This is a genomic window from Occallatibacter sp. (assembly GCF_035317045.1).
Classification (GTDB): Bacteria; Acidobacteriota; Terriglobia; order Terriglobales; family Acidobacteriaceae; genus Telmatobacter.
In genome coordinates, this window is sequence record NZ_DATHHT010000004.1 from 231,455 (window position 1) to 252,813 (window position 21,359).

The following is a 21,359-nucleotide window of genomic DNA, read 5'->3' on the forward strand; positions in this document are numbered from 1 at the left end:
CTTCGTTTTCAAAGGTGATGCAGTCGGGTATAGAAGTACCGTTGCCGACCAACGACGATCCTATTGGACTGATGATGACCGACCCGTTGCCACGGAGAGGAATTCTCGCTTTATGCGAAATCGCCAAGCCGCGTTTCCACGCTCTGGAGGTCTGGAAACGTGATTTGCCCTGTTCGCAACAACTTAAATCCATACTTCTCGAACGGGCCGACGAAGTTCTGGCGGTGGACCCCAGAGACTGAGAGGTCTATGGGGTCTTTTCCCTGTGCCATTGAACGTAGGTGGTGATGAACTCTAGCCCCGTAACGCTTCCATCCGGGTTCACGTCGAAGATTACGCGCGTTGGGACATCGCGAAGGAAGTATTGGGTCTCGGACTCCGGAAATAACTCCTGCGCCTTTGATCCGAGCGGGATCTCGGCCATTAGATGGCTCCCATCCTGGGTGACTTTGATGAAATCGTAGGTTCCAACATAGTGCCCGAACTTCGATGGATCCACGGGTACCACTGTATGCTCAAGCGGCTGGAAATCCGGCCACGCGTAAGCTTGCGCAACACTCCGGACAATCTGGTCGGAGAGCGAGCCGCCCCCACCGCCGTTGGTGAACACGACCACTCCGTCTCCCGTGGGATACCCCACCATGTCGCATTGAAAGACTGCAGACCCGCCATGCTCGAAGTAGATATGCGGCTGGGTTCCTCCTACGCGTACGCCCAAACCCCACCGGATGCTCTCCGATGGCCCCAGGCCTGCAGTCACCATCATCTGTGCCATCTTCTGATCGAGCACGCGGTGAGATTCTCCCGCGTACGCCTTCTGCAGCTCGATCACAAACTTTGCATAGTCGGTGGCTGTGGTCCACAATCCGCCGGCCGCTGCGTTTGGCTCGACAAAATGTGCAGCCGCGGTTCCGCTCGTCCCACTCTCGTCGTAGGCCATTGCCGCGGCCGCTGCTTTCGCGGGAGACAGCGATGCTTCATAGGTGCTGTGTATCATTCCAATAGGCGCCAACACTAACTCTCTCATGGCTTCTGCGAAAGACTTACCCGTAAGCTCGGTAATCAAGAGTTCGAGGATCATGTACCCGCCATTGGCGTACGCATACTTTTTACCCGGCTCCGAATCCACGCGAACTGGAGTTGTCGTTGCCGGGGGCTTTCCGTCCAACACTTCAAGCATGGACGGCACGCCCTTATCCGGATCGTAGATCATGCCATTATGTGTTCCGATGCCCGAGGTATGGCTTAGCAGCTCCCGAACCGTGACGGGATGGTTCTTGGTGTACTCATTGGCCGGAATCTTCCATCTCTTCAGATAGGTGTTTACATCCACGTCGAGATCGATCTTGCCCTCCTGCACAAGCCGAAGAACAGCCATGGCGGTCACCGGCTTGCTCATGGACGCAGCGCCAAACAAGGTCGACGCAGAAACAGTCGGTCCACCGAGGCGCGCCACCCCGTAGCCCTTGCTCCAATCAATTCGTTTGTCGTGAATCACCGCGATACTCACACCCGGCACATGCAGACGCAACATCTGATCCTCCAATGACATTCCTGGATCAGGACGACCTTTGATCACGGCTAAGTAGCGGAGATTTTCTTCCACAGCCTTTTCGTGACGCGCCGCGGAGCCGTCAGTTTGACCGATCGCACACTGGACAAATAAGCTGGCCGTTAGCGAAAACCACAAATGTTTATGCATCACTTCCCCTCGTCACCCGACCCCTGTGGCCCTGGATGGTTAGCATCGGACAAACGGAGACGCTGCTATCGGCCTATAGAATACTACATAGCTATTAGACACCTACCGATGCCAAAGTGTTCCCGAAAAGGAAGACTGCGAACGGAGTTGAACCGTGACAGTCGCGCCAGTTTGCTTTGCACCCTGAAGGTGATATAGGTCGCGGCAGGCGCGCTTTGGTTCTGGCGATCTCTGCGTCTATGAGCGCCTAATCGCCGAGTATCAATTTCCAGCGGGTTTCTGGCTGGAAACGCGGTTTGGCCTGAAGTCAACAATCTAAATCGGTTTTCTGGATTTCAGTCATGCATCAACGCAAACAAGATGATCTGGAAAACTGCTGGCGTTATACTGGAACTGGCGTATCGGACGCCTCCGTGTCCGCGGGTAGGGCTGAGCCCATCGACAACAGATGTCTCCAACACGCTCCTATCATCTTCTTTGAGCCCGTTACGCGGACGCCGGGCAGCGATCAAGGGAGATTGTCATGTCCGATTCACATTCCGCATCTGCGTCCCCTCGCCTCCTTCCAAAACATCCAAGTCTCGAACAGCTTAGGAAGCAAGCAAAAGAATTGCTTGAGCGATTTCGCTCTGGCGAGCTAGCTGCTGTTGCTGAGGTACGTCAGTTCGAGCGCAACCCAAATCCCTCCCATTTCGCTCTTAATGATGCGCAACGGGTGCTCGCCCGGGCCTATGGCTTTGAGAGCTGGCCGAAGCTCAAAGCCTTTGTCGATGGCGCGACCGTTGCGCGCTTCACTGATGCAGTAAATGCGGGGGACATGGCGCAGGTGAGGTCGATGTTGGCCTTGCGGCCGGAGCTGGTTGGGATGGACGGAGCGGGCGGAGATGAGCGTCGTGCTCTGCACTACGCCGTGATGCGCGGCGATGCGCCCATGGTGAAGCTGCTGATGGAGGCTGGAGCCGACGCGCACAAGGGCGTCTTTCCACACCGCGATGCAACGTCAGCGCTAGTGCTGGCCCGCGACCGCGGATTCCCAGAGATCGTTGCCATCATCGAGGAAGAAGAGCGTCTGCGCCGCGAGGAGATGAGCTGCCCCAACGCCACTGTCTCCCCGGTGCAGGACCAGATCAGCGCGGCCATCGTGCATGGCGATACGGCCACGGCCATTGGGCTGCTGGAAAAAGATCGGTCGCTCATTCAGGCATGTGACCGCGACGGCGCAATGCCGCTGCACGTCGCTGCGCACATGGCGAATGTGGAGCTGGTGGAGTGGCTGCTGGAACGCCGGGCCAACGTTCGCAAGCAGGATCTTCGGGGCGATACTCCGCTCGATCGTGCAGCCGATGCCGCCGGTCCCTACGACAACTCCGGGCGGCGGTTTCCCGAGACTGCAAAGTTACTCCTCGATCACGGCGCGGAGATGACTATTGCTGCTGCCGTCGCGCTCGGCGATGTGGAGCAGGTGCGCTCCGTGATTGCCGCCGATCCTGCTCCGCTGAAGCGTACGTCTCGCAACGGTGGCCTGCTCACCCTGGCAGTGAATCACGACCAGATAGCAGTGGTGCGAGTGCTGCTCGATCTGGGCGCGGATGTGACGAGCGCGTTCTGCTAGAGGAATTAGAAGAGCCAACGTTGAGCTGGGGTGCCCCGCTGTGGCATGCGGCACGCAACAACCAGGTAGAGATTGCGCGTGTGCTGCTCGACCGTGGCGCAGACCCCAATGCGAATGTCTATGCCTCTGGCTGGCCTCTAGGTCATACGTTGCATCACGAAGACGGCGAGCTGAAGCGCCTTCTACTTGAGCGCGGGGCGAAGCTGCAGCCGCACACTGTGGCATACAACCACGACGTCGCGATGGCGAAGCAGATGCTCGAAGACAATCCTGACGAGCACACGATTGAAGAGCTGTTGTGGTCGGCGGCCGATCATGGCTGTCCGGAGATCGTTGCGATGGCACTGCCGCACATGACCCTGGCCAAAGACGATCCGCGCTGGCACTGGGTGTTGATGCAGCCGCCGCGTGGCGCTTCGGGCGATCCTGCGGCAAACGAAGGCCACTTCCGCAGTCTCGAGCTGTTGCTGACGTACGGCGTCGATGCCAATGTCGGTCGGAAAAGTGCGACTGTGCTTCACTTCACCGCGGCACGCGGCGGCCTCGATGAAGCCAGCCGGGTACGCTTTGCCGAGATCCTGCTGGATCACGGCGCCCGCACCGACCTCCGCGACGACATCCTGAAGTCCACTCCGCTGGGGTGGGCTTGCCGGTGGGGACGGTTAGAGATGGCGGAATTGCTTCTCAAGCGCGGCGCTTTGGTCGAAGAATCTAACGCTGAGCTTTGGGCCGCGCCTATCGCTTGGGCGAGAAAAATGGGCCATAGCCAAATTCTCCAGCTACTGGAGGGCAATCCAGGTGCAGAGCACAGCTGAGTAGAGGCTCTGCGGACATGCATCAGTCATCTTGAAATAATGGAAAATCGCCAAGTCACTTGTTGAAGATCTTGGCCTTGCCAAGAATGTATTGCCCGGCTTCAAATCCCGTAAAACTCATCTGATCTTTATTAGGTCTGTGGCATCATTCATAAAAAGGGCGTCTCTGCCCAAAATCACCAAAACTGCACGTCTCTACTTGGCCGCGACTCAAGGGCCCAACCTTACAGGCGAGAAAACTCAAAATCTTTGCATGTGGAGGATTCCCTATGAAACGGGTTCTCATACTCTTCGTGTCTTTTTCTTCGATCTGTAGCTTCTTTTCAGCGTCGGCGCAAACCGCCGGGCAGCAACAACAATCACAGTCACAGCCGTTTGATCTGATCCAACAGGGACAGCTGGATCAAGCCATTGTCGTTCTCGAATCCGCGGTCAACCTACCGAACCTCACAGCTGCGCAACGCGGCAGAGCCTACCTGTTACTAGGTTATGCATACAAGGAGAAAGGAAAATTCCAGTCCGCGCAGCGCTTCTTCGATCGGGCCCTTCGGTTGATGGATGCGGCTGGTGACCGATCCAGTGATTACGCCTCAGCTCTCGATCTGTACGCGGGGCTTCCCACAACCGATCTGGACAAAGCTTCGAGAGCCCTGCATGAAGCTGCCGACGTTGATAGGCAGCTGTCGAACCACGCGGATCTGGCGAGAATTTACTCGCACACCGCGGAGCTTGAGATCGAGCGGAAGAAATACAAAAAAGCCAAAGACACGCTCCTGGCCGCCCGAACTCAAGCTGAATTGGCACACAAGCCAGGAATAGCGATACTACCGGATATCGATGCCACGAGTGGATCGCTCGCGATTTCGATGGGAAATGTTCATGAAGGCGTCGCCGCGTACTCGACAGCCGTGGCGGAGTGCGAACAGCAATTCGGCGAGACGAATACCACTACCGGCTGGTCTTACCTCTTGTTGGGCAAGGCGCAGGAATTGGATAACGACCTCACGGGCGCTGTGCGGAGTATGGACAGGGGTCTCGAGATCTTGAGGCAAACCGTAGGAACCGGCAACATCCGGTATCTCGCCGGAGAACTTGCTTATTCTTATCTGCTTGAACACACAGGTTCGCAGGGCGAGGCCCTTCGCGTGAGAGCCGCGGCGAACCAGTCACTGAAAACCCTGGGAGTCCAACAGTGTGCCGGCTGCACGGTGAGTGTGTGGAGCCTTCGGCACCAAGGACAATAGCCAGTCTGCGCAATCGAACGCAATTGAGCGACCGGAGCTTCGTCGTGACCGGCCGGGGTGCCCCGGGTTGCGATTTCGTGACCTGGATTTGAACGAACTTCGAGATCCGGTTCCGAGAGTGAGTATCGTAGCGTCAATCCATCTGTGCTGGTTTCTCTTCCGACGAGTTGCTCGATCAGACGCGCCCTCTGGTTCTTGTCGGCGAGCAGGCTTCAGACAGGTCCGAGAAAGCCACGGGGATGTAGTTCAACACCTGATCGAACACGATCGATCGATCTCGGACCTAGCGCGGCGCATGGGCGTGACACAGCAGGCCGCATCTAAGATAACCGCGGAAATGATCAGGTTGGGGATATTGGAGGCAAAGACGGCGCTCGACCGGCGAGCGAAGGTGATCCGGATATCGAATCGCGGGTGGGAGTCCATCCGATTCGGCCGGAGGGCACGGGCCCATATTGATCGCAGGCTTGCGACACTGGTCGGGGCCAAGAGTTATCGGTCAATGAAAGCTAGTCGAATGCCTCACGTAATTGGGCGGCGTGCAGAGAAGTTCGTTCGCGAAGAGTGCGCGAGCCTCGGTAGCAAAAATCTCGCTGGCCCGAAGTGTCGCACGACAGCGGCGATAGGGCTTGGAATATCGTGCGGATCGACTTCCGCGGCGAGCGCCAGTTGAGATCGCGAGGGTTTGACTCGTGACGGGGCCGATGGGGATGACTACGACTCCATCGAAACTGGTCATTTTAACCAGGAGATTCGAGACGATCGATGCAACAGATTCATAGTTGGGGAGTTACGGGCTCTTTCCGAGATAGATCCTCGAATGTCGGCATCGCGCAACTTTCCTTAAGCCAGCGCAGCCTTGCTTGTCCGGATGCTGCGGCGTTTGCGGGGAGCAATCCTGAGAATTACGCGTAACCGATGCTCAACGAGTGATTTGCCCCGTCATCGCAAATTCAGAAGCCAACGAAACGCGTGTCATTCATCGCGCAGAGCGACCATTGGATCGACCGCGGCTGCTCGCCGCGCGGGGATATATGCCGCTGCCATGCTTACCCCACACAGGGCCAGCACGGCAACAGCAAGAGCTACGGGATCATTGGGATTTATTCCGAAGAGCATGCTTGCAACCAGGTGCGAGACGAAGAACGTGAGGGGCAGGCCCACGCCGATACCGAGCACGGTGAGCATCAAGGTCTCGCGCAGGATTGACGAAATGACGTGCCTCTTGCCTGCGCCAAGAGCCATGCGTATTCCGATTTCATGAGTTCGCAGCGCGACAAAGAAAGAAATCACGCCATAGAGGCCGACCGCGGTCAGCAGGGCCGCCAGGATCCCGAAGAAACCCGAGAGCGCCGCCATCAGCTTTTCGGGGAGGAGCGACTCCTGGATTTGCGTCTTGAAGACTTGAAAATCCACGTTGATGTTTGGGTTCAATCCAACAACCGATTGCTTGAGGCTTGATGTCAAGCCTGCCAGAGGCAACGCGGAATGAACTATGACTTGCTCGAAAAAATCGGGATTAGGGTCCTGAGCGATGGGCAGGTAGACGATTGGCAGCGACTTCTCGCGGAGATCTTTGTATTTGGAGTTTTTTACTACCCCGACGATCTCGAACGCCGTTTCAGGCTCGTGCGGCGTGGCCTCCCGGCGAATTCGCAGGCCCACTGGGTTAGCTCCTTTTCCAAACTGCCGCACGAATTCCTGGTTGACGATTGCAACCTTAGGGGAGTTGGGGGTGTCCTGCTCGTCAAAATCGCGCCCGGTCAGCAGCGATGTGTCGAGCGTCTTGAAATAGCCGCTGCCGATCCGGTTGAAATCCGGATCGAATCCAGACTGGCGATTCTCGCCATCGGCCCAAACCCGGTTATCTATGCCGGAGCCGCTCAAAGGAACAATGCCAACCTCCGCCGCAGCCTCGACACCAGGGACGCCGCGCAGCCGGTCGGCGATCTCCTTCTTCACCGCCTGACGGCGTGTGACAGGGATGCGAAGCTTGGACAGGTCAAGCTGAGTAATCAGGATATTGTCCTGGCGAAAACCGGCGTCAACCGTGAGCAGATTTGCCAAGGTTCGCGCAAAGAGCAATGCGCCGGTCACCAGGACCAGAGACAGGGCAACTTGAGTAACCATCAACCCCCTTCGCAGCCGATTGCTCTCGTGCGAAGCACCTGTTCTAGGCGAGCCGCTTTTCATCGCCGCGCCTGGGGCCAGCCTGGTAGCCCGAAAGGCAGGGATCAATCCAAAAAGCAGTACCGTGATCGCCGCCAGCATTGCCGTAAATCCCAACATCCTCCAATCTGAATGCAGGTCCAAAAACAGCGAGTCGCCCTGCGTGCTCAGCAAAGCTATAAGGGACTTGCCGAGTACTCTTGCAAGCACCAGCCCCGAGAACACCCCGAGCAGAACCACCAGCAGGCTTTCCCATAGGAGCTGCCAGATCAAGCGGCCTCGTGTTGCCCCAAGAGACAGACGCACGGCAAACTCCCGCCCGCGGGCACTGCCACGCGCGAGCATCAGGTTGGCAAGGTTAGCGCAGGCGATCAACAGCACAAAGCCGGCAAGACCCAGTAGCATCCACAGTGGAGACTCGTACTTATCGCGCAGCCACGAGACCCCTCCCGGCGCTGAATCTGCCACCAGTCTGAAGTGGAGATAGTCCCGGACGTTCTCAGTGGGATAGTCCTTGCGAAGGCTTGCTTCGAAGGAAGCGGGCGAGAAAGTCTGAAGACCAGCATTCGCCGTCGACAAGGACTCGCCGGGTTTCAGGCGCCCCATTACGGTCAGCCACCAGTCGGTGCTGGAGTCGAGCGAGTTGCCGTCGGTCCAATACGCGGATTGCGAGCAGATCGGAGCGGCAACATCGAAGGAGCGGCCGACTTCCGGTCCCGTGAAACCGGGAGGTGTCACTCCCAGAATTGGAACTGGATGCTGGCCAATCATGAGCGTACGGCCTACTGCTTGCGAATCAGCCCCGAGCTGGGTTTGCCAGTATGCATAACTCACCACGATACCTGCGGCGCCGCAGCCCGGCCGGTCATCAGAAGAAGTAAACACTCTCCCAAGCACAGGTCGCACCCCAAGGGTATTGAAGAAGTCTCCACTCACCCACAAGCCTTGCAGCAACCGTTCATGGTCGCCTTCAGTAATTCCAAGGTTCGTGGGACTCCATGCCAACACCTGCGAAAAGACATGTTGATGGTCGCGGATGTATTCCCAAAGAGGATTGTTCAGCGCCGGATAGGCTGACTCCTGGCTGCCCCTTTTACCCGGAAGGTCGGCAAGGCGGACCACCGTGAGCTCGCTGGGATTGACGACCGGCAGGTTTCGCAGGCGCACAGCATCGATCAACTGGAAGATCGCCGTATTCGCACCGATACCCAGCGCAAGGGTCAGGACCGCGACGGCGGTGAAGCCAGGGCTGCGGGCGAGCGTACGGACTCCATAGCAGAGATCGCGCCAGAGTATCTCGGCCCTCGATTCCCATGCTCCTGAACGAATGCGGTGCTTGACCGCATTAGTGCTGCCCATCTCGGCACGCGCGGCACGAGCGGCTTCGTTCGGCGTCATCCCGCGGCGCAGCTTGTCCGCTGTGGATGCTTCCACGAATGCGCTCAGTTCTTCATCCATCTCGTTTTCGATTGCGCGTTTGCGAAAGAGCGATCGCAACCCCTGAAAGACATTGGCACGCAGGCTCATCTCAAATCCCCCAAGCGGGTTTTTCAGGCTTCCATAATGCGGGCAATCGCAGACACTTGACGGTTCCAGGACGTGGCCTCTTCGGAAAGCGCCTTGCGTCCGCGGGATGTCAGCGCATAGTACTTGGCCCGCCGGTTGTTCTCGCTCGGGCGCCATTCGCTTTTGACATTTCCGGCGCGTTCCATCCGGGCCAAGGCGGGCAACAAGGATCCTGGATTGACGCGAAATACCCCCTGGCTCACCTGCTCGATGCGGGTCGCGACGCCGTATCCATGCATGGGCTCCAACGCCAGCGTCTTCAGAATCAGCATCTCCAGAGTGCCTTGCACTACATCAGTCTGACCCATAGGTTTACTCCTCTTGATAATCAAGAGGTAGCACACCCACTACTTGACGGTCAAGAGGTAAATGAAATCGCGAGAACGCCTTACCGCGCTTTGAATTGGCGGATAATCGTCAATCCAATCAATGACACCGGATTGGGACCGGAACGTCGGCATTGCACCTGGAATCTCGTACCCTGCCACCGGACGGGACCGAGGAGGCTCCCTGAGCCTTGCGCGTTTCTCGGGACAATCGCCTGCTCGTAAGATAATGATGCGGATGGTTTCGAGGAGGCGCATGCGTCAACTGTGGAAACTCTCATTTTTGTTCAGCACCTCATTCTTGGTTTCTGCACATATTGACGCGCAGGCTGACTCATCTCCGCACAAAGTCCAAATGGTCACCGTCGAACCAGGTGTTCGGCTTGAAGTGCTGGACTGGGGCGGGTCGGGAAGACCTCTCATCTTTTTGGCCGGGAACGGCGATACGGCGCATCGCTTTGACGGCTTGGCTCCCCAGTTCACCAAGCAGCATCATGTCTACGGCATCACGAGGAGAGGATTTGGCGCTTCTAGCAGTCCCGCACCAGCCAATGGGAACTATTCGGCGGACCACCTTGGCGACGATGTGCTTGCGGTGATGAAGGCGCTTGGCATAGATCGTCCAGTACTGGTCGGGCACTCAATGGCAGGCGAGGAGCTGAGTTCAGTCGGCAGTCGCTTCCCTGACAAAGTTTCCGGGCTTATTTACCTCGATGCCGCAACCGACTTCGCCCTCGATGATCCCGAGCATCCGCTCCTCGCAGTCGAGATGAACGACATCAAAGGACGTATCGACGAGATCGAAGCTGGTGTGGTGGATGAAAAGAAGAAGCTGTTGGAACTTGAGGCTGCTGTTGCAACGTTCGAAACCGTTCTTCACCATGACAACGCGGAAGTAGCCAATATGCCGCCACTGCCGCCTCGTTCGCCGATCGGCGCTGCGCTCAACTTTGGCATGCAAAAGTACACCAGCATTCCTGTTCTGGCTCTCGCCATCTATGCTTGTCCACACAACTGGGAACGCCTGCCGGATAGCCCTCGCAAAGCCGCTCTGATCGCGGACGACAAAGCGCGCTGTACCGCATGGGCTGACAATTTCCGCCGCGGCGTTCCAAGCGCCCGCATCGTCATAATCCCAAACGCCGACCACTATGTGTACCTCAGCAACGAAGCTCAAGTCGTCGGAGAAATGAATGCATTTCTAAATACGCTTCACTGAGCGATGGAAACGACGATTCTCCTTGGGTAGATAGACTCCTGTTCCGTCGAAGAGAAGCGCCCTCTGATAAGTAATGGGAAGTCGGCTTGTGGCAGGTCATTCCCATTTCGTAGTAATTGTTAGTTAATAATTCATAACGGGTCGGCCACGACGCGGCGCCGCCTCAATTCCTGACGCTGCGGGGTTTGCCGCTGCCTAGGTGTCGGGCCCGCCGACCGGCCGCCAGCTGGCCGGTGCCAGTGCGACAACGCCGTGCGATTTTCAAACAGGCAATGGGCGTTCCGGCAGCCGGACAAACACGGGTCCTTCCAGGTTCGCACCACCCGCATCCAATCCGGCTATTCTCCTCTGAGGTTCTCGATGAGCAGGCGTAGGTAGGACTCGGCGCCTATTTCCTCGATTAGCTTGGCGCCGGCCGCAACCCATTCCTCGACGGAAATCATCGGTCCGGGTGGTTCAGCGATCCAGGGAGCAACCCGGTCCAAGCAGTAAACGGGGTTGCAAACCATCTTCCTGATGTCTTCGGTCGACATCTCCTCGGGAATCCCTGCGGTTGCCGCCGCATGCCCAGCCAGATGTTCGAGCACAACTCGGGGCATTTGCAATTGATCTTGAAGGCCGGCAACCGAGGGGTTGGAAGAGGGCTCCGGCACCTTTCGGTATATGGGGTTCTTCTCGTGTTTCAGCGCTTCGGTCAGCTCCTTGACCGTCGGGTCCGGCTTCGTGCAAATCTCGTTGAATACCGGGTATGCTCGCTCGTAGATCGAGGACTCCAGCTGCTCGCTCAAATCTTCGAAATGCAGAGGCAGCGTTCCTTCTTCACCGGGCCTCGTGCCGAGCTTGAAGTGGATAGCAATCGGGTGGTCTAGCTGCATCAGCTCGGCGGCGTCGGGATTGCCGACTTCATCCAGAACATCGGCAACTTCAACCTCGGACTCCCCGGCGGCAAGTGACACATCTCCATGAGGCCAGCGACATAAGTATACGGGCACTCATTCTCCTTTCCGCTCAAGGTCTCGGCTGTCTGTTATCGCACGCTTCAGGTCACGCCGTGGATGCTCTACCTTCTGTCAAATTCTCCACGAAAGAACCCGAGCAAATGGGATCGAGCATCGTCGGAAGCAGGGAGTTTAGCGACAACACGAACCGACACGCCGAGAGATTTCATGAGTGGGGTGAGGCAGTCCTTGAGCTTCGGGCTGCGCACTCTGACTTCCCTAGGCAATGTGCGACTCGCTTGAATCGCTTTGAGAAACACCTTTGCAACCGTGTCTCCGGCCGCGATGCTGGAATCGGCCACTTCCGGCGCCAGGACCATTCCACTCTCTGCATCCACAGCCATCGCAATCGCAGCGCAGGAATTGCGTTCGCCCTTCTTTCCAATGGCTGCGCCGCTGTAAGTAAGGTCAAGCTCCATCACTCCGCGCACGGCATAATCTTGGCCGCGTACGGTCAACAGGGTCTCTTCAGCCACGCGCGCCGGCGCAACAGGCGGCTCAGGGGGAAGGATGGATTGGAACATTTCTATGTGGTATCGAGGCTCTGGTCCCTCAACGCGGGTGGTCATCGGATAAGTGTCGGCCCGCTCCCAAAACTTCATGCTCTCTTGGCTCGCAACAGCGGCGCAGATTACAGTCACTCCGCGAATGCATTCGGCAAGCGTCCGCGCCTCATCCTCAGTGACAAACCAGGGGAGAAAGCCGGGGCGCATGGTGCGGAAGATGGGTGAGGCCAAGCCTTTGCCCTGCGGATGTCCCAGAGCGACAAGCAATTCTCGATCCTGCCGCTGCAACTCACTTCTGGGCACGAGCTCTACATAGACGCAATGCGTGGTTGCGAAGAATTCGCCGGGATCGGCGATCTCTTCAGCTTCCATCTTGCGAAACTGGCGAAGTCCGTCCGCACCGATGTAGGCGTGCATGGAAAGAACTTCGCCGAGCGCGCCCATGACCGAGCAGTAGCAGAGTTCGCCGCTGACACTGTCGCGAACCACAATGAGGTTGCCCTCGTCGAGGACTCGCCACGGGCGCAGACCATAGAGGTCCGAGGCCAATCTATATAGACTCGCCATGGCCTGGAAAGATGGCGGCGTCTCACCTACAAGCTCTTTGACAAAGCATCGCTGCGGAGATACTGAGACAGATGCAGTTCGTTTCCTGGGCATGATCGTAGGACAATGCTCCTGTTAAGTTAAGGTCGACGCTGCTATTCTTTCGTTTTCAGTTTGCTGTCATTTTCTCGGATGAATGTTTCGATATCCGAGGCACTGGCAAGAATTCGAAGCCACTGTTCCTTGTAAAGAGTGACCGGGAAACGCCCCATTCCATAAAGAGAAACGGCGCCCTTCTCGCTGACCTTGAGGCTCAACCCGCCAATGCCCTTGCTCTTGAGCTGCGCATTCTCAGCTCGCAGTCGTTCCAACTCCGCCTTCAGTTCCGATTCGCTCAATCTATTTCTCCTAATTGGTTTTACGCTTCAAGCCTTTCGGTCGAGCCGCCGTAGTTTAGCCGTGCCGGTTAGCTGCTCCATCTGGTCGCTATCAGAGGAGAACTCGGGCACACTTCTATCCACCCGCGCTCGTTCTCGAGTGTCGCACTGAGCGAAGAGTCAAGTGCTTTTATGCTCTCATCCCTTGGTGGACTCATTCGGAATCAGTCTACAGTCCCATCCCTGGATTGATTCGCGAAGATCAGCTGGCTCAAGTCTGCTGAGCTTCCAAGATATTTGGTTCCAGGCCAATTCGATCCTTGACAGCGTTGCGGAATCGCTGTTTGCATCCTAAGTAGCGTTCAGTTGTCGCACGGAAACGTGTCCCAACAAAAACTGAATTGCTCCAGCCGCAGGTTGATGGTAGTTGAAGCATAGTGCCGCTGTTCCAGATATTCGGTACCGGGTAACCACTGTTTTGTTGAAAGCAAGCCTAGGTTCCGAGCAATACCATTCGATGAACTCTCGGATTGCATGATCGCGTTGCCATCTCCAACCATCGGCTCGTGGACTTCGAAAACGATCGCGTCTCCTTCCGCTGGCGGGATTATGCCCACGGCGGCAAGAACAAGATCAAGACAGTTTCCGCTCATGAGTTCCTGCGCCGCTTTCTGCTGCACGTTCTGCCCGGCGGCCTGGTTCGCATCCGCCACTTCGGTCTATTCGCCAACCGCAGACGTGGTGCTGCGCTCGAACGCTGCCGCGCGCTTCTCGGTGTGGCGGCCCGCTTCGATTTGCTCCAGCCATCCAGCTTGCGATGCCCAGCCTGCTCCAGCGTCATGCTGGTCGTCGAACGGCTCACCTGCGCTCAGTTGCATTTTCGTGCAGGCCTGACCTCGCGCGAACAAAGGGAGGTGCCGTATTGACAGCTCATGAGAGATTCATCACTCCCGACCTTGTTCTCCACCTTTCACGCTGTTGTGCTCGCGCACGAAAAGCCGGCGTGCGTCTTCACGGCGGCTACGACCCTCGCGAAGCCTTTGAGACTGCCGTCCCGGACTCCACTTCCGTTGCAACCAGCGTGCGCGCACTCCGATTCGCCCACCTCGCCGATCCAATGCCCGCAAAGCCCATTTGGCGCCTATTGAAATCCCATAGGTAGATCACCGCGTCCGTCGCGCCAGCGACTTACTTCAAACGACCCTATCCGAACTGCCCCGGCAAAACATCCTGGGACAAACCACCTTCATCGCGCCGGGGCAGTCCCGATAGGGACCTAACGTTTTTCAGGAATAATCCCGACAATCGCGCATGAGCGGCTGTCAATGAGCAATTTGGTCACTGAAGTCGCCAGCCGAGCCCTAGCCCGCGTTCAACTTCCCCAAGCGCTGCCAGATTCGCCGTACCGATTCAGAACTGTCTCTCAAAGAACTCAAAACCGAGTGCATCGGATCGAGAGTTCGAGGTAGCCGGTTTTCACGTAGCAAGGTCCATGGATGCGTGATGAGGAAGGCCGACGCTTCTAGATTACCGACTGTTCGCATCAGATCGTTTCTGCGCATGATTAAACTTGATGCCCACGAAGTGCTTCGGAACGCCATTTTCTGCGGGGGTCTTTTCCAGAAACGCCTTCGCAGAACCGTCGTGTTTCAGGTAAGCATCCAGAAAGTTCAGAGTATAGAGCGCAACCCAGGCATAACTCGTGTTGGCGTCCTCCCGTCCGTAGTCGGCTACCTGATTCTCCGCAAACCGTTGCGCATTTTCCCTGCGCTGGAACATGGAACTGAACTCCGGATGTGCCATGCCCAGCATATTCACGTTGAGAAGATCACCATCGATCCAGGCATTGAGGACATTTGGACCATCTTTGTCTGCGGGAGGAACATCGTCATTTTCCAGATCCTCAAGACTCACATTTCGAGTAAAGCAAAGAAGCGGTATGGTCATTTGTCCCGGATGAACGTCCCCGGCTCTTTTCACGAGGCCGGGGTAATAGCGCATGCTGCCGTCCATCTCCACCAGGGCATCGATGCGAGAGTCTCGTGCTGCGGCAAACAGGCTCGAGATTCCTGCCCAGCTCCAGCTCACCACGGCTACCTCAGATAAATCCGTGTCGGGTAGCGACATGGCATACGTGATGAGAAAAGAGATGTCGCGAGCCTGTGCATTGATCCCGTCCAGATCATCCGTCATATCGCGCGTCGACACCCCTATTGACGGGCTTGCAAGAACGACGTAGCCATGACTGGCAAGATACTCACACAGATCGGCGTTCTCCCACGAAACGGAAGAATCACTGGGAGCATAGATAAGAATGGGATAATGCCCTTTTGCCGGCTTCGCATCCCGCTCCGCCCACAGCGGGATCTCTAAAGATGTTTTCAGCAACGAACGCCACCGATTCTCTTTCTCATTTGGTGCGTTGAAATGGATCTCCGTGTTCGCCAGTTGGGTATAGTAGCCAACCGTCATCGGTTCGCCGGTGCTTTTCAACGATGGATACCAGATCAGTGTCTGCAAGGGACGGGCATTTTCGTCTATAGAGGACTTTGACGGGTCCTTGGGGGAGGCAGGATACGTACGTGAACGATCGTACTGATCAACCACTTTCAACCCTACCGGATACGGTCCGGGTTTTTGCAGGAATCGGAATGAAGATGTTCGTGAAACCGCGAATCCTAAGCCACGGCAAATAAAGAGTGCAAGAACGGCAGTGAAGATTCGTGTTTTCAACTTGGCGATTCTCCCGATCTGATATACGGCTCTCGAAGTTAAGAAGTTCTAAAACGCCAAACAGCATTCCTGCCAAATCACCGGGGTCGTCTTTGGAAACGGACTTCACTTCGGCGATTGCCTAGGAATTCTCTCTTCGGGCAAAATCGTCAGACACGTTTCCAGCGCGGCAGCTCTGGAATCGCGTGTTTGCCTGTACGCAACAGTTGAAATGCAGTCTAGCAAAAAGAAAAGCCGGATCGCATGGGCAAAGGCGGAACAATTATCGCGGTATGGGCATCAGAGTGTTTAGGATGCGGACTTTGAACATGGGCAAACAGGTTCAAGACAGGGACTTAGCACTCTTTGGCGAATCGCGAGCGATCCCGATATTCCTGCTCACGACGCTTCTGATCAGTTCAGTGTTTTATTTTCTTATCATCAAATCAGGTCACATGGGTGGCGGCTGGGGCGCGTAAGTTGCCGGATTGATGTGGTCTACCGGATTTGCTGCCTTGCTCACGTGTAAGCTTCTGCGCCGCGATTTGGGTAGCATCGGTTTGGGATCGTTTGTTCTCGGGTTAAGCCCGGCGCGATCAAGCGTACTTTTCGGATTTTTAGGCGCATCCAATATGAATCGAAGCCATCTAAATTCTCCGGTGAATTCATTCTCAGGAGGTTCATATGCCAGAGAAAGCTCTCACCCCAAAAAACATGCAAGATGCTCCCGAAGGCAAACATCTTTGGCCATCCATCGACAGGCTTGTGCGTGAAAATCCAGGGGACACAGGGCAAGGCAGCAAGCCGGCATCGCCGACTGGCTTCAAGATGGGGCGCACTCAGAATGAGTCAGGTGTGGTCTGGATAACCGCTATCTTCATGGCCATCTTCCATCTGGGCGCCATTGCGGCGCTGTTCTTCTTCAGCTGGACAAACCTGATTGTCGCCACGGCGCTGTATGTTCTCGCAGTGGACTGCGGTATCGGCATGGGCTATCACCGTCTCCTGGTGCACCGCGGCTACGAGGTGCCCAAAGCCGTTGAATACTTCCTGACACTTTGCGGCACGCTGGCCTTGGAAGGCGGTCCGATCGCCTGGGTAGCGACGCATCGCGTCCATCATCAACATAGCGATCGCTTGGGGGATCCGCACACGCCCCAGGAAGGTACCTGGTGGGCGCACATGGGCTGGATCATCACTGGCCGTGCGCTCAACACTCAGACTGAAACTCTCGCCCACTATGCGCCCGACCTTGCCAAGGACCGGGTGCAGGTCTGGTTGAGCAAATACCATTGGGTGCCGTTGACGATACTCGGAATTGGATTGCTGCTGGTAGGAACTCTTACCGGAGGTGTCAAAGCCGGAGTGGGTCTGTTCTTATGGGGGATTTTCCTGCGCGTCACCCTCGGCCTCCATGCCACGTGGCTTGTGAATTCCGCAACGCATCTCCACGGTGGCCGACGCTTCGAAACCCGGGACGAGTCTCGCAATAGCTGGTGGGTGGCGCTGCTTACGGGAGGCGAGGGGTGGCATAACAACCACCATGCAAATCCGGTGTCAGCTCGGCACGGGCTGGCGTGGTATGAGTTCGACCCCAACTACTACGGCATTTGGCTGCTGGAAAAACTGAAACTCGCGAAGCACATTCGAATCGCGAAATTTACGCTCAGGGATCCAGATCCAACAGTGTCCAGGAAGACGCACATGACAACCTCTTGATGCGTCTGGCCCTGCGGGTTCAACACTTCGGGCTCCGCTCTGCGCAATGCAGTGGAGCCCGCCGCGTTGGTTTACCCGTTGACTTGGACGGCGACCATCTCAGGAGTCCACCTGGATTTCTTGAAAGATTCCAGGACCTCCATGGCTGTCACTCTTCCCATTAACAGAGCCAGGTTACGTTCAACGGTTGTTTGGACGGGTTTGCGGTCGATCCGGTGGACGGATTCGGCGCATGGCGCACCAATACGACTTACTTTCACAACAAACTTTGTATATTTCATGCGATTCCTGCATTTCCCTTGTAAAGGGGATGCTTACGGAAAGACGGCTGCCGGCAGCAGTTTCTCTGCGGGCAGCCATCTATTTGACTTAGAGAGCCTGTACGTTTTCTGCCTGGAAGCCCTTGGGGCCTTTGGCTACAGAGAACTGTACGGCCTGGCCTTCCTGCAGACTGCGAAATCCGTTTGTCTGAATCGCCGAGAAATGCACGAAGACGTCGTCCCGGACTGCCGGCTAATAAAGCCAAAGCCCTTTGCATCATTGAACCACTTCACTGTTCCTTGTTCCATTTGTTACCTGTTTCATTTTTTGATTTTCTGCTAAGAAGAGTCGCTGCGAGTGAAGAGGGATGACGCTAGTGCGGAACCAAATCAAATGCGGATGAATCTAACGAAGCTGATATCTATTTGACGAAACAGACGCCAAAAGGATTCGCTCTTCGAGGCTAAATAATGCTAAATAATCGCCGAGGTGCTCACCGACACCGGATAGTGACGATGTGTCGCATCGCGCTACGAATCGTGGTCGCGGCGGCCAAACAACCTTCATTTCTACATGCGAGGTGTCTCGATGAGAAGCGCGGCGCGCCTCAAGATGGGCTACTATCCGCTGCCTGAAAGCGAAGGAGTAAAACTTCGCTCACTGCTCTCCTTCAATGGACCAGCTTCAGTTATTGATCCCTGTGTTGGACAAGGAACTGCGCTGAATCTCGTCACGCGCGATGCACCAGTTCGACGGTATGGTATTGAACTTGACACCGAACGCGCTTGCATCGCCAGTTCTAAAGGCATCGAGACCATCCAGGGGAACACTTTCGACGCCGTTGCGAAGCCCGAATCGTTCTCCCTGTTGTACCTCAATCCGCCGTATGACTCCGAGATCGGCTCCATTGGGAATCGGCGCATGGAGGCTGTGTTCCTCGAACATACTTATCGCTGGTTGCGAATGGAAGGCGTTTTGATCCTCGTGATTCCGTTTGAACGGTTGCACGACTGCACCGGCATCCTGAGTTCTCATTTCACCAGCCTGAATGTCTTTCGCATGACCGATCACGATTCGGTGCAGTACAGACAAATTGCCGTCGTCGGCGTTCGCCGCGAGGTCAGAGGCTCGGCCCTTGAGAACAATAAGCGGCAGCTTCACAGCGTTGGCCTCTATGGCAGCTTCATGGGGTTATCTGAATTGCAGTCGGGAGTGTGCCCGTCCTATCTCTTACCTCCGTCCGGGGAGGCGACGCTAAACTATCGCGGCCTTCCCTACGACTTGTTGGAAGACCTGCTGCCCCAGTCAGGAGCATGGAGACAGGTGGCGCCGTTGTTGATGTCGCGCGACGATGTTGCCACAGGGCGGCCGATCACACCGTTGCATGGCGGCCATGTTGGCCTCTTATGCACCGCAGGACTGCTTAACGGCGTCTTCGGGGACGGAGAGAACCGGCACATCGCCCGCTGGCGTTCGGTTAAGCATGTGACAACCTTTGTTGAAGAGGATGGCGACGCCGAGATCATTCATCATCGAGAACGCTGGACCAATGAGCTGCGCCTGGTTTACGCGGATGGAAGAACACTCAAGTTGACAGAGACTCCGCTGAAGAAGGAGGGGGACGTCGATGGAGAATGCACATCTTCGACTCGGGCTGCTTGAGTATGTACGCATTACGGAGAAGACCTCGACACGCATTCGCCTTCGAGTCGACCGTTATATAGGTGAAGGTCGGCAGGCACATCTTCTCAGCGTTTTCGGCAACGATTCGGATGTGGGCGCGATCACGGCGGCCGTCCACGAAAAAGCGACATTCAACCTTGCCTTTCCCGACGGTACGACGAAAGATGTCACCCTCGGCGAACATGCCTGCTGCTACAAGGGTGCTGTGACTCTGCCGGACCGAAAACATTCTGTGCGTCATATGCTGGCAGTTTCGCAGCAACTTCATTCCAATGGGAGCGCGGGGCGGACGATCCTGTTGCGCTATCGGCGCGAGGAAGCGTGGGCCGCTCTCGTGAGCTTCCTGGGTTTGCCCGCCGATCCGGCATGGGCAAATCACATCCTTCAAATCGTCGAGGAACGGCGCGGAATCGAAGAACTTGACGGCATCGGTTGCCATCCTGTCTTGATCTCTGCAACGACTGAGGAGATGCTTGAGTGGATCGGTCACGGTCTGCGCTCGCAGATGCTGGCTTTTCCGGGTTCGAACAATCCCATCCGCTGGCCGCGCTATTCGATCGACTCACTGACCGTTCCGTTGTGAGGGGATGCTCCGGAATTCAATTCCCGCTGAGCCATTGGGCGGCAAAGTCCCCGCTCGGCGAAGAGGAATTGTGCTGGGGTCGACTAGCCGAAAATGCCATCTGATATTTAGATGGCAATGGAGGCGATATGGCGCAGCGAGCCCTGAAATTGAAGCAGGTTCTTCGGGTTGAGCGAAAGAATTGCAGAATCTCGTGCGCCGTGGCGGACACGATCGTTGTTCATAGAGGATCTGCAAGGTTTTTTGGTATTTGCGGTTGCAGGCAGGTTGAAATCCTGGTTGCATGTCCGAATACTAGAAGAACTGCATTGAATGGCATATGCCAAATGGCTGAGGTGCACCGGTGCAACGAACTGCCAAGATTTTCAAAAATAACCGAAGCCAAGCTGTGCGGCTTCCTAAAGAGTTTCAGTTCTCCACCTCAGAAGTCTTTATACGCAAGCAAGGCGATCATGTGATCCTCTCGCCAAGGCCGCAGGATTGGTCTGCATATTTGAAATCGGGGCCAGTTGCTTCAGAAGAGTTCATGGAAGGAGTGGAGGATTTGCCGGTGCAGGAGCGCAAACTCGGATGACTTTTCTGCTTGATTCAGATATATCCTCCTATGTCATGGAGCGCTCCGATGACGAGGTTCTGCGTCGACTTCAACGCGTCGCAGTTGGTGAGGTCGGAATTTCAGCGATCACGAAATCGGAACTCGAATATAGCGTCGCAGTGTCGCCCCGGCACCAGAGGGATCGAGCGGCGCTCGACGAATACCTTCGGTATGTCGAAGTCCTTGATTATCCAGGCGACGCAGCGATTATCCAGGCGACGCAGCGCACCACTATGCTCAGATACGCGCCACTTTAAAGGTACGGGGAAAGATGATAGGCGCCAACGACCTCTTTATTGCTGCGCACGCACGCTGTCTCGAAATGACCCTAGTGACAAACAATACACGCGAGTTCGAACGCATTGCCGGGCTAAAGATCGAGAACTGGACCAAACCGAGGCACTAAGAACGCCACGGGACGTGAAGAAGGGCGCTCCGTGGAGCGCCCTTTAGATTGATCAAGACCTTCTTTAGAGCAATCGACATCCCCATTTCCGAGGTATCTCCATGGAGACGGCCTTCGATTATCTGCGTGTATTCGGCCCCGCATTGGCAGAGCGTATTCTCGAAACCGACCATCCGCTGCAGAGCACGAATGACCCCGTTGCTCCGTCTCTCGCGGCACTTCTGCGCAAGGCACTTCCTGCTTGCTCAGGCACTCGCCATCACCGGGACTGCAAAATATCTCCGCAGGCAAAAGCCGGATTCAGTGCTGAAACGAAACAC

Annotated in this window: 18 protein-coding genes and 2 pseudogenes; 12 read left to right on the plus strand and 8 right to left on the minus strand. The window is 56.3% G+C overall.

The window, feature by feature from the left end:
• Positions 1-247: 247 nt before the first annotated feature.
• Complete coding sequence (locus VK574_RS02605; protein ID WP_472798247.1) at positions 248-1,534, minus strand: serine hydrolase; 1,287 nt, start codon at positions 1,532-1,534, stop codon at positions 248-250.
• 778 nt (positions 1,535-2,312) lie between these two features.
• On the opposite strand from VK574_RS02605, the gene VK574_RS02610 reads away from it, so the two are divergent.
• From VK574_RS02610 to VK574_RS02625, 4 genes are all read left to right on the plus strand, one after another.
• The gene (locus VK574_RS02610) at positions 2,313-3,314 is read left to right on the plus strand and encodes an ankyrin repeat domain-containing protein (protein WP_472798248.1); all 1,002 of its coding nucleotides are present in this window, start codon (positions 2,313-2,315) and stop codon (positions 3,312-3,314) included.
• Between the two features lie 20 nt (positions 3,315-3,334).
• Positions 3,335-4,129: an ankyrin repeat domain-containing protein gene (locus VK574_RS02615; protein ID WP_472798249.1), complete on the plus strand. Its 795-nt coding sequence runs from the start codon at positions 3,335-3,337 to the stop codon at positions 4,127-4,129.
• Between the two features lie 269 nt (positions 4,130-4,398).
• The gene (locus tag VK574_RS02620) at positions 4,399-5,373 is read left to right on the plus strand and encodes a tetratricopeptide repeat protein (protein ID WP_472798250.1); all 975 of its coding nucleotides are present in this window, start codon (positions 4,399-4,401) and stop codon (positions 5,371-5,373) included.
• A gap of 118 nt (positions 5,374-5,491) precedes the next feature.
• A complete protein-coding gene (locus VK574_RS02625) occupies positions 5,492-6,046 on the plus strand; it encodes a MarR family transcriptional regulator (RefSeq protein ID WP_472798251.1) in 555 nt (184 codons plus the stop codon).
• 302 nt (positions 6,047-6,348) lie between these two features.
• On the opposite strand, the gene VK574_RS02630 is transcribed toward VK574_RS02625, so the two are convergent.
• Complete coding sequence (locus VK574_RS02630; protein WP_472798252.1) at positions 6,349-9,069, minus strand: ADOP family duplicated permease; 2,721 nt, start codon at positions 9,067-9,069, stop codon at positions 6,349-6,351.
• Between the two features lie 23 nt (positions 9,070-9,092).
• The gene (locus VK574_RS02635; protein ID WP_472798253.1) at positions 9,093-9,416 is read right to left on the minus strand and encodes a PadR family transcriptional regulator; all 324 of its coding nucleotides are present in this window, start codon (positions 9,414-9,416) and stop codon (positions 9,093-9,095) included.
• A 373-nt stretch (positions 9,417-9,789) separates the two neighbouring features.
• Between VK574_RS02635 and VK574_RS02640 the strand changes: the two genes are divergently transcribed.
• On the plus strand, positions 9,790-10,653 hold the full coding sequence (locus VK574_RS02640) for an alpha/beta fold hydrolase (protein WP_472798254.1): 864 nt from the start codon (positions 9,790-9,792) through the stop codon (positions 10,651-10,653).
• A 338-nt stretch (positions 10,654-10,991) separates the two neighbouring features.
• Here the strand turns inward: VK574_RS02640 and VK574_RS02645 are convergent, their stop codons facing one another.
• The 3 genes from VK574_RS02645 to VK574_RS02655 form a co-directional block, all read right to left on the minus strand.
• The gene (locus VK574_RS02645) at positions 10,992-11,609 is read right to left on the minus strand and encodes a hypothetical protein (RefSeq protein WP_472798255.1); all 618 of its coding nucleotides are present in this window, start codon (positions 11,607-11,609) and stop codon (positions 10,992-10,994) included.
• A gap of 104 nt (positions 11,610-11,713) precedes the next feature.
• Positions 11,714-12,817, minus strand: coding sequence for a DUF7309 domain-containing protein (locus VK574_RS02650; protein WP_472798256.1), 1,104 nt, complete (start codon positions 12,815-12,817; stop codon positions 11,714-11,716).
• Between the two features lie 41 nt (positions 12,818-12,858).
• The gene (locus VK574_RS02655; RefSeq protein WP_472798257.1) at positions 12,859-13,101 is read right to left on the minus strand and encodes a hypothetical protein; all 243 of its coding nucleotides are present in this window, start codon (positions 13,099-13,101) and stop codon (positions 12,859-12,861) included.
• Between the two features lie 518 nt (positions 13,102-13,619).
• On the opposite strand from VK574_RS02655, the pseudogene VK574_RS02660 reads away from it, so the two are divergent.
• Positions 13,620-14,006: pseudogene (locus VK574_RS02660) on the plus strand (transposase); the annotation flags it as partial.
• Positions 14,007-14,607: 601 nt separating this feature from the next.
• On the opposite strand, the gene VK574_RS02665 reads toward VK574_RS02660, so the two are convergent.
• On the minus strand, positions 14,608-15,813 hold the full coding sequence (locus VK574_RS02665) for a hypothetical protein (protein ID WP_472798258.1): 1,206 nt from the start codon (positions 15,811-15,813) through the stop codon (positions 14,608-14,610).
• An 807-nt stretch (positions 15,814-16,620) separates the two neighbouring features.
• Here VK574_RS02665 and VK574_RS02670 point away from each other — a divergent pair.
• Positions 16,621-17,511: an acyl-CoA desaturase gene (locus VK574_RS02670; protein ID WP_472798318.1), complete on the plus strand. Its 891-nt coding sequence runs from the start codon at positions 16,621-16,623 to the stop codon at positions 17,509-17,511.
• A 369-nt stretch (positions 17,512-17,880) separates the two neighbouring features.
• Here VK574_RS02670 and VK574_RS02675 read toward each other — a convergent pair.
• Positions 17,881-18,080 (minus strand): annotated as a pseudogene (locus tag VK574_RS02675) (cold-shock protein).
• Between the two features lie 280 nt (positions 18,081-18,360).
• Here VK574_RS02675 and VK574_RS02680 point away from each other — a divergent pair.
• The 5 genes from VK574_RS02680 (at position 18,361) to VK574_RS02700 (ending at position 21,039) form a co-directional block, all read left to right on the plus strand.
• Positions 18,361-19,434, plus strand: a complete 1,074-nt coding sequence (locus tag VK574_RS02680; protein WP_472798259.1) for a DUF6094 domain-containing protein — start codon at positions 18,361-18,363, stop codon at positions 19,432-19,434.
• On the plus strand, positions 19,400-20,038 hold the full coding sequence (locus VK574_RS02685) for a hypothetical protein (protein ID WP_472798260.1): 639 nt from the start codon (positions 19,400-19,402) through the stop codon (positions 20,036-20,038). Before VK574_RS02680 ends, VK574_RS02685 begins: the two co-directional genes overlap by 35 nt.
• A 343-nt stretch (positions 20,039-20,381) precedes the next feature.
• Positions 20,382-20,612: an antitoxin gene (locus tag VK574_RS02690; RefSeq protein ID WP_472798261.1), complete on the plus strand. Its 231-nt coding sequence runs from the start codon at positions 20,382-20,384 to the stop codon at positions 20,610-20,612.
• Positions 20,609-20,890, plus strand: a complete 282-nt coding sequence (locus VK574_RS02695) for a type II toxin-antitoxin system VapC family toxin (RefSeq protein ID WP_472798262.1) — start codon at positions 20,609-20,611, stop codon at positions 20,888-20,890. The genes VK574_RS02690 and VK574_RS02695 overlap by 4 nt, the downstream gene beginning before the upstream one ends.
• A 14-nt stretch (positions 20,891-20,904) precedes the next feature.
• On the plus strand, positions 20,905-21,039 hold the full coding sequence (locus VK574_RS02700; protein WP_472798263.1) for a hypothetical protein: 135 nt from the start codon (positions 20,905-20,907) through the stop codon (positions 21,037-21,039).
• The last annotated feature ends 320 nt before the right edge of the window (positions 21,040-21,359 follow it).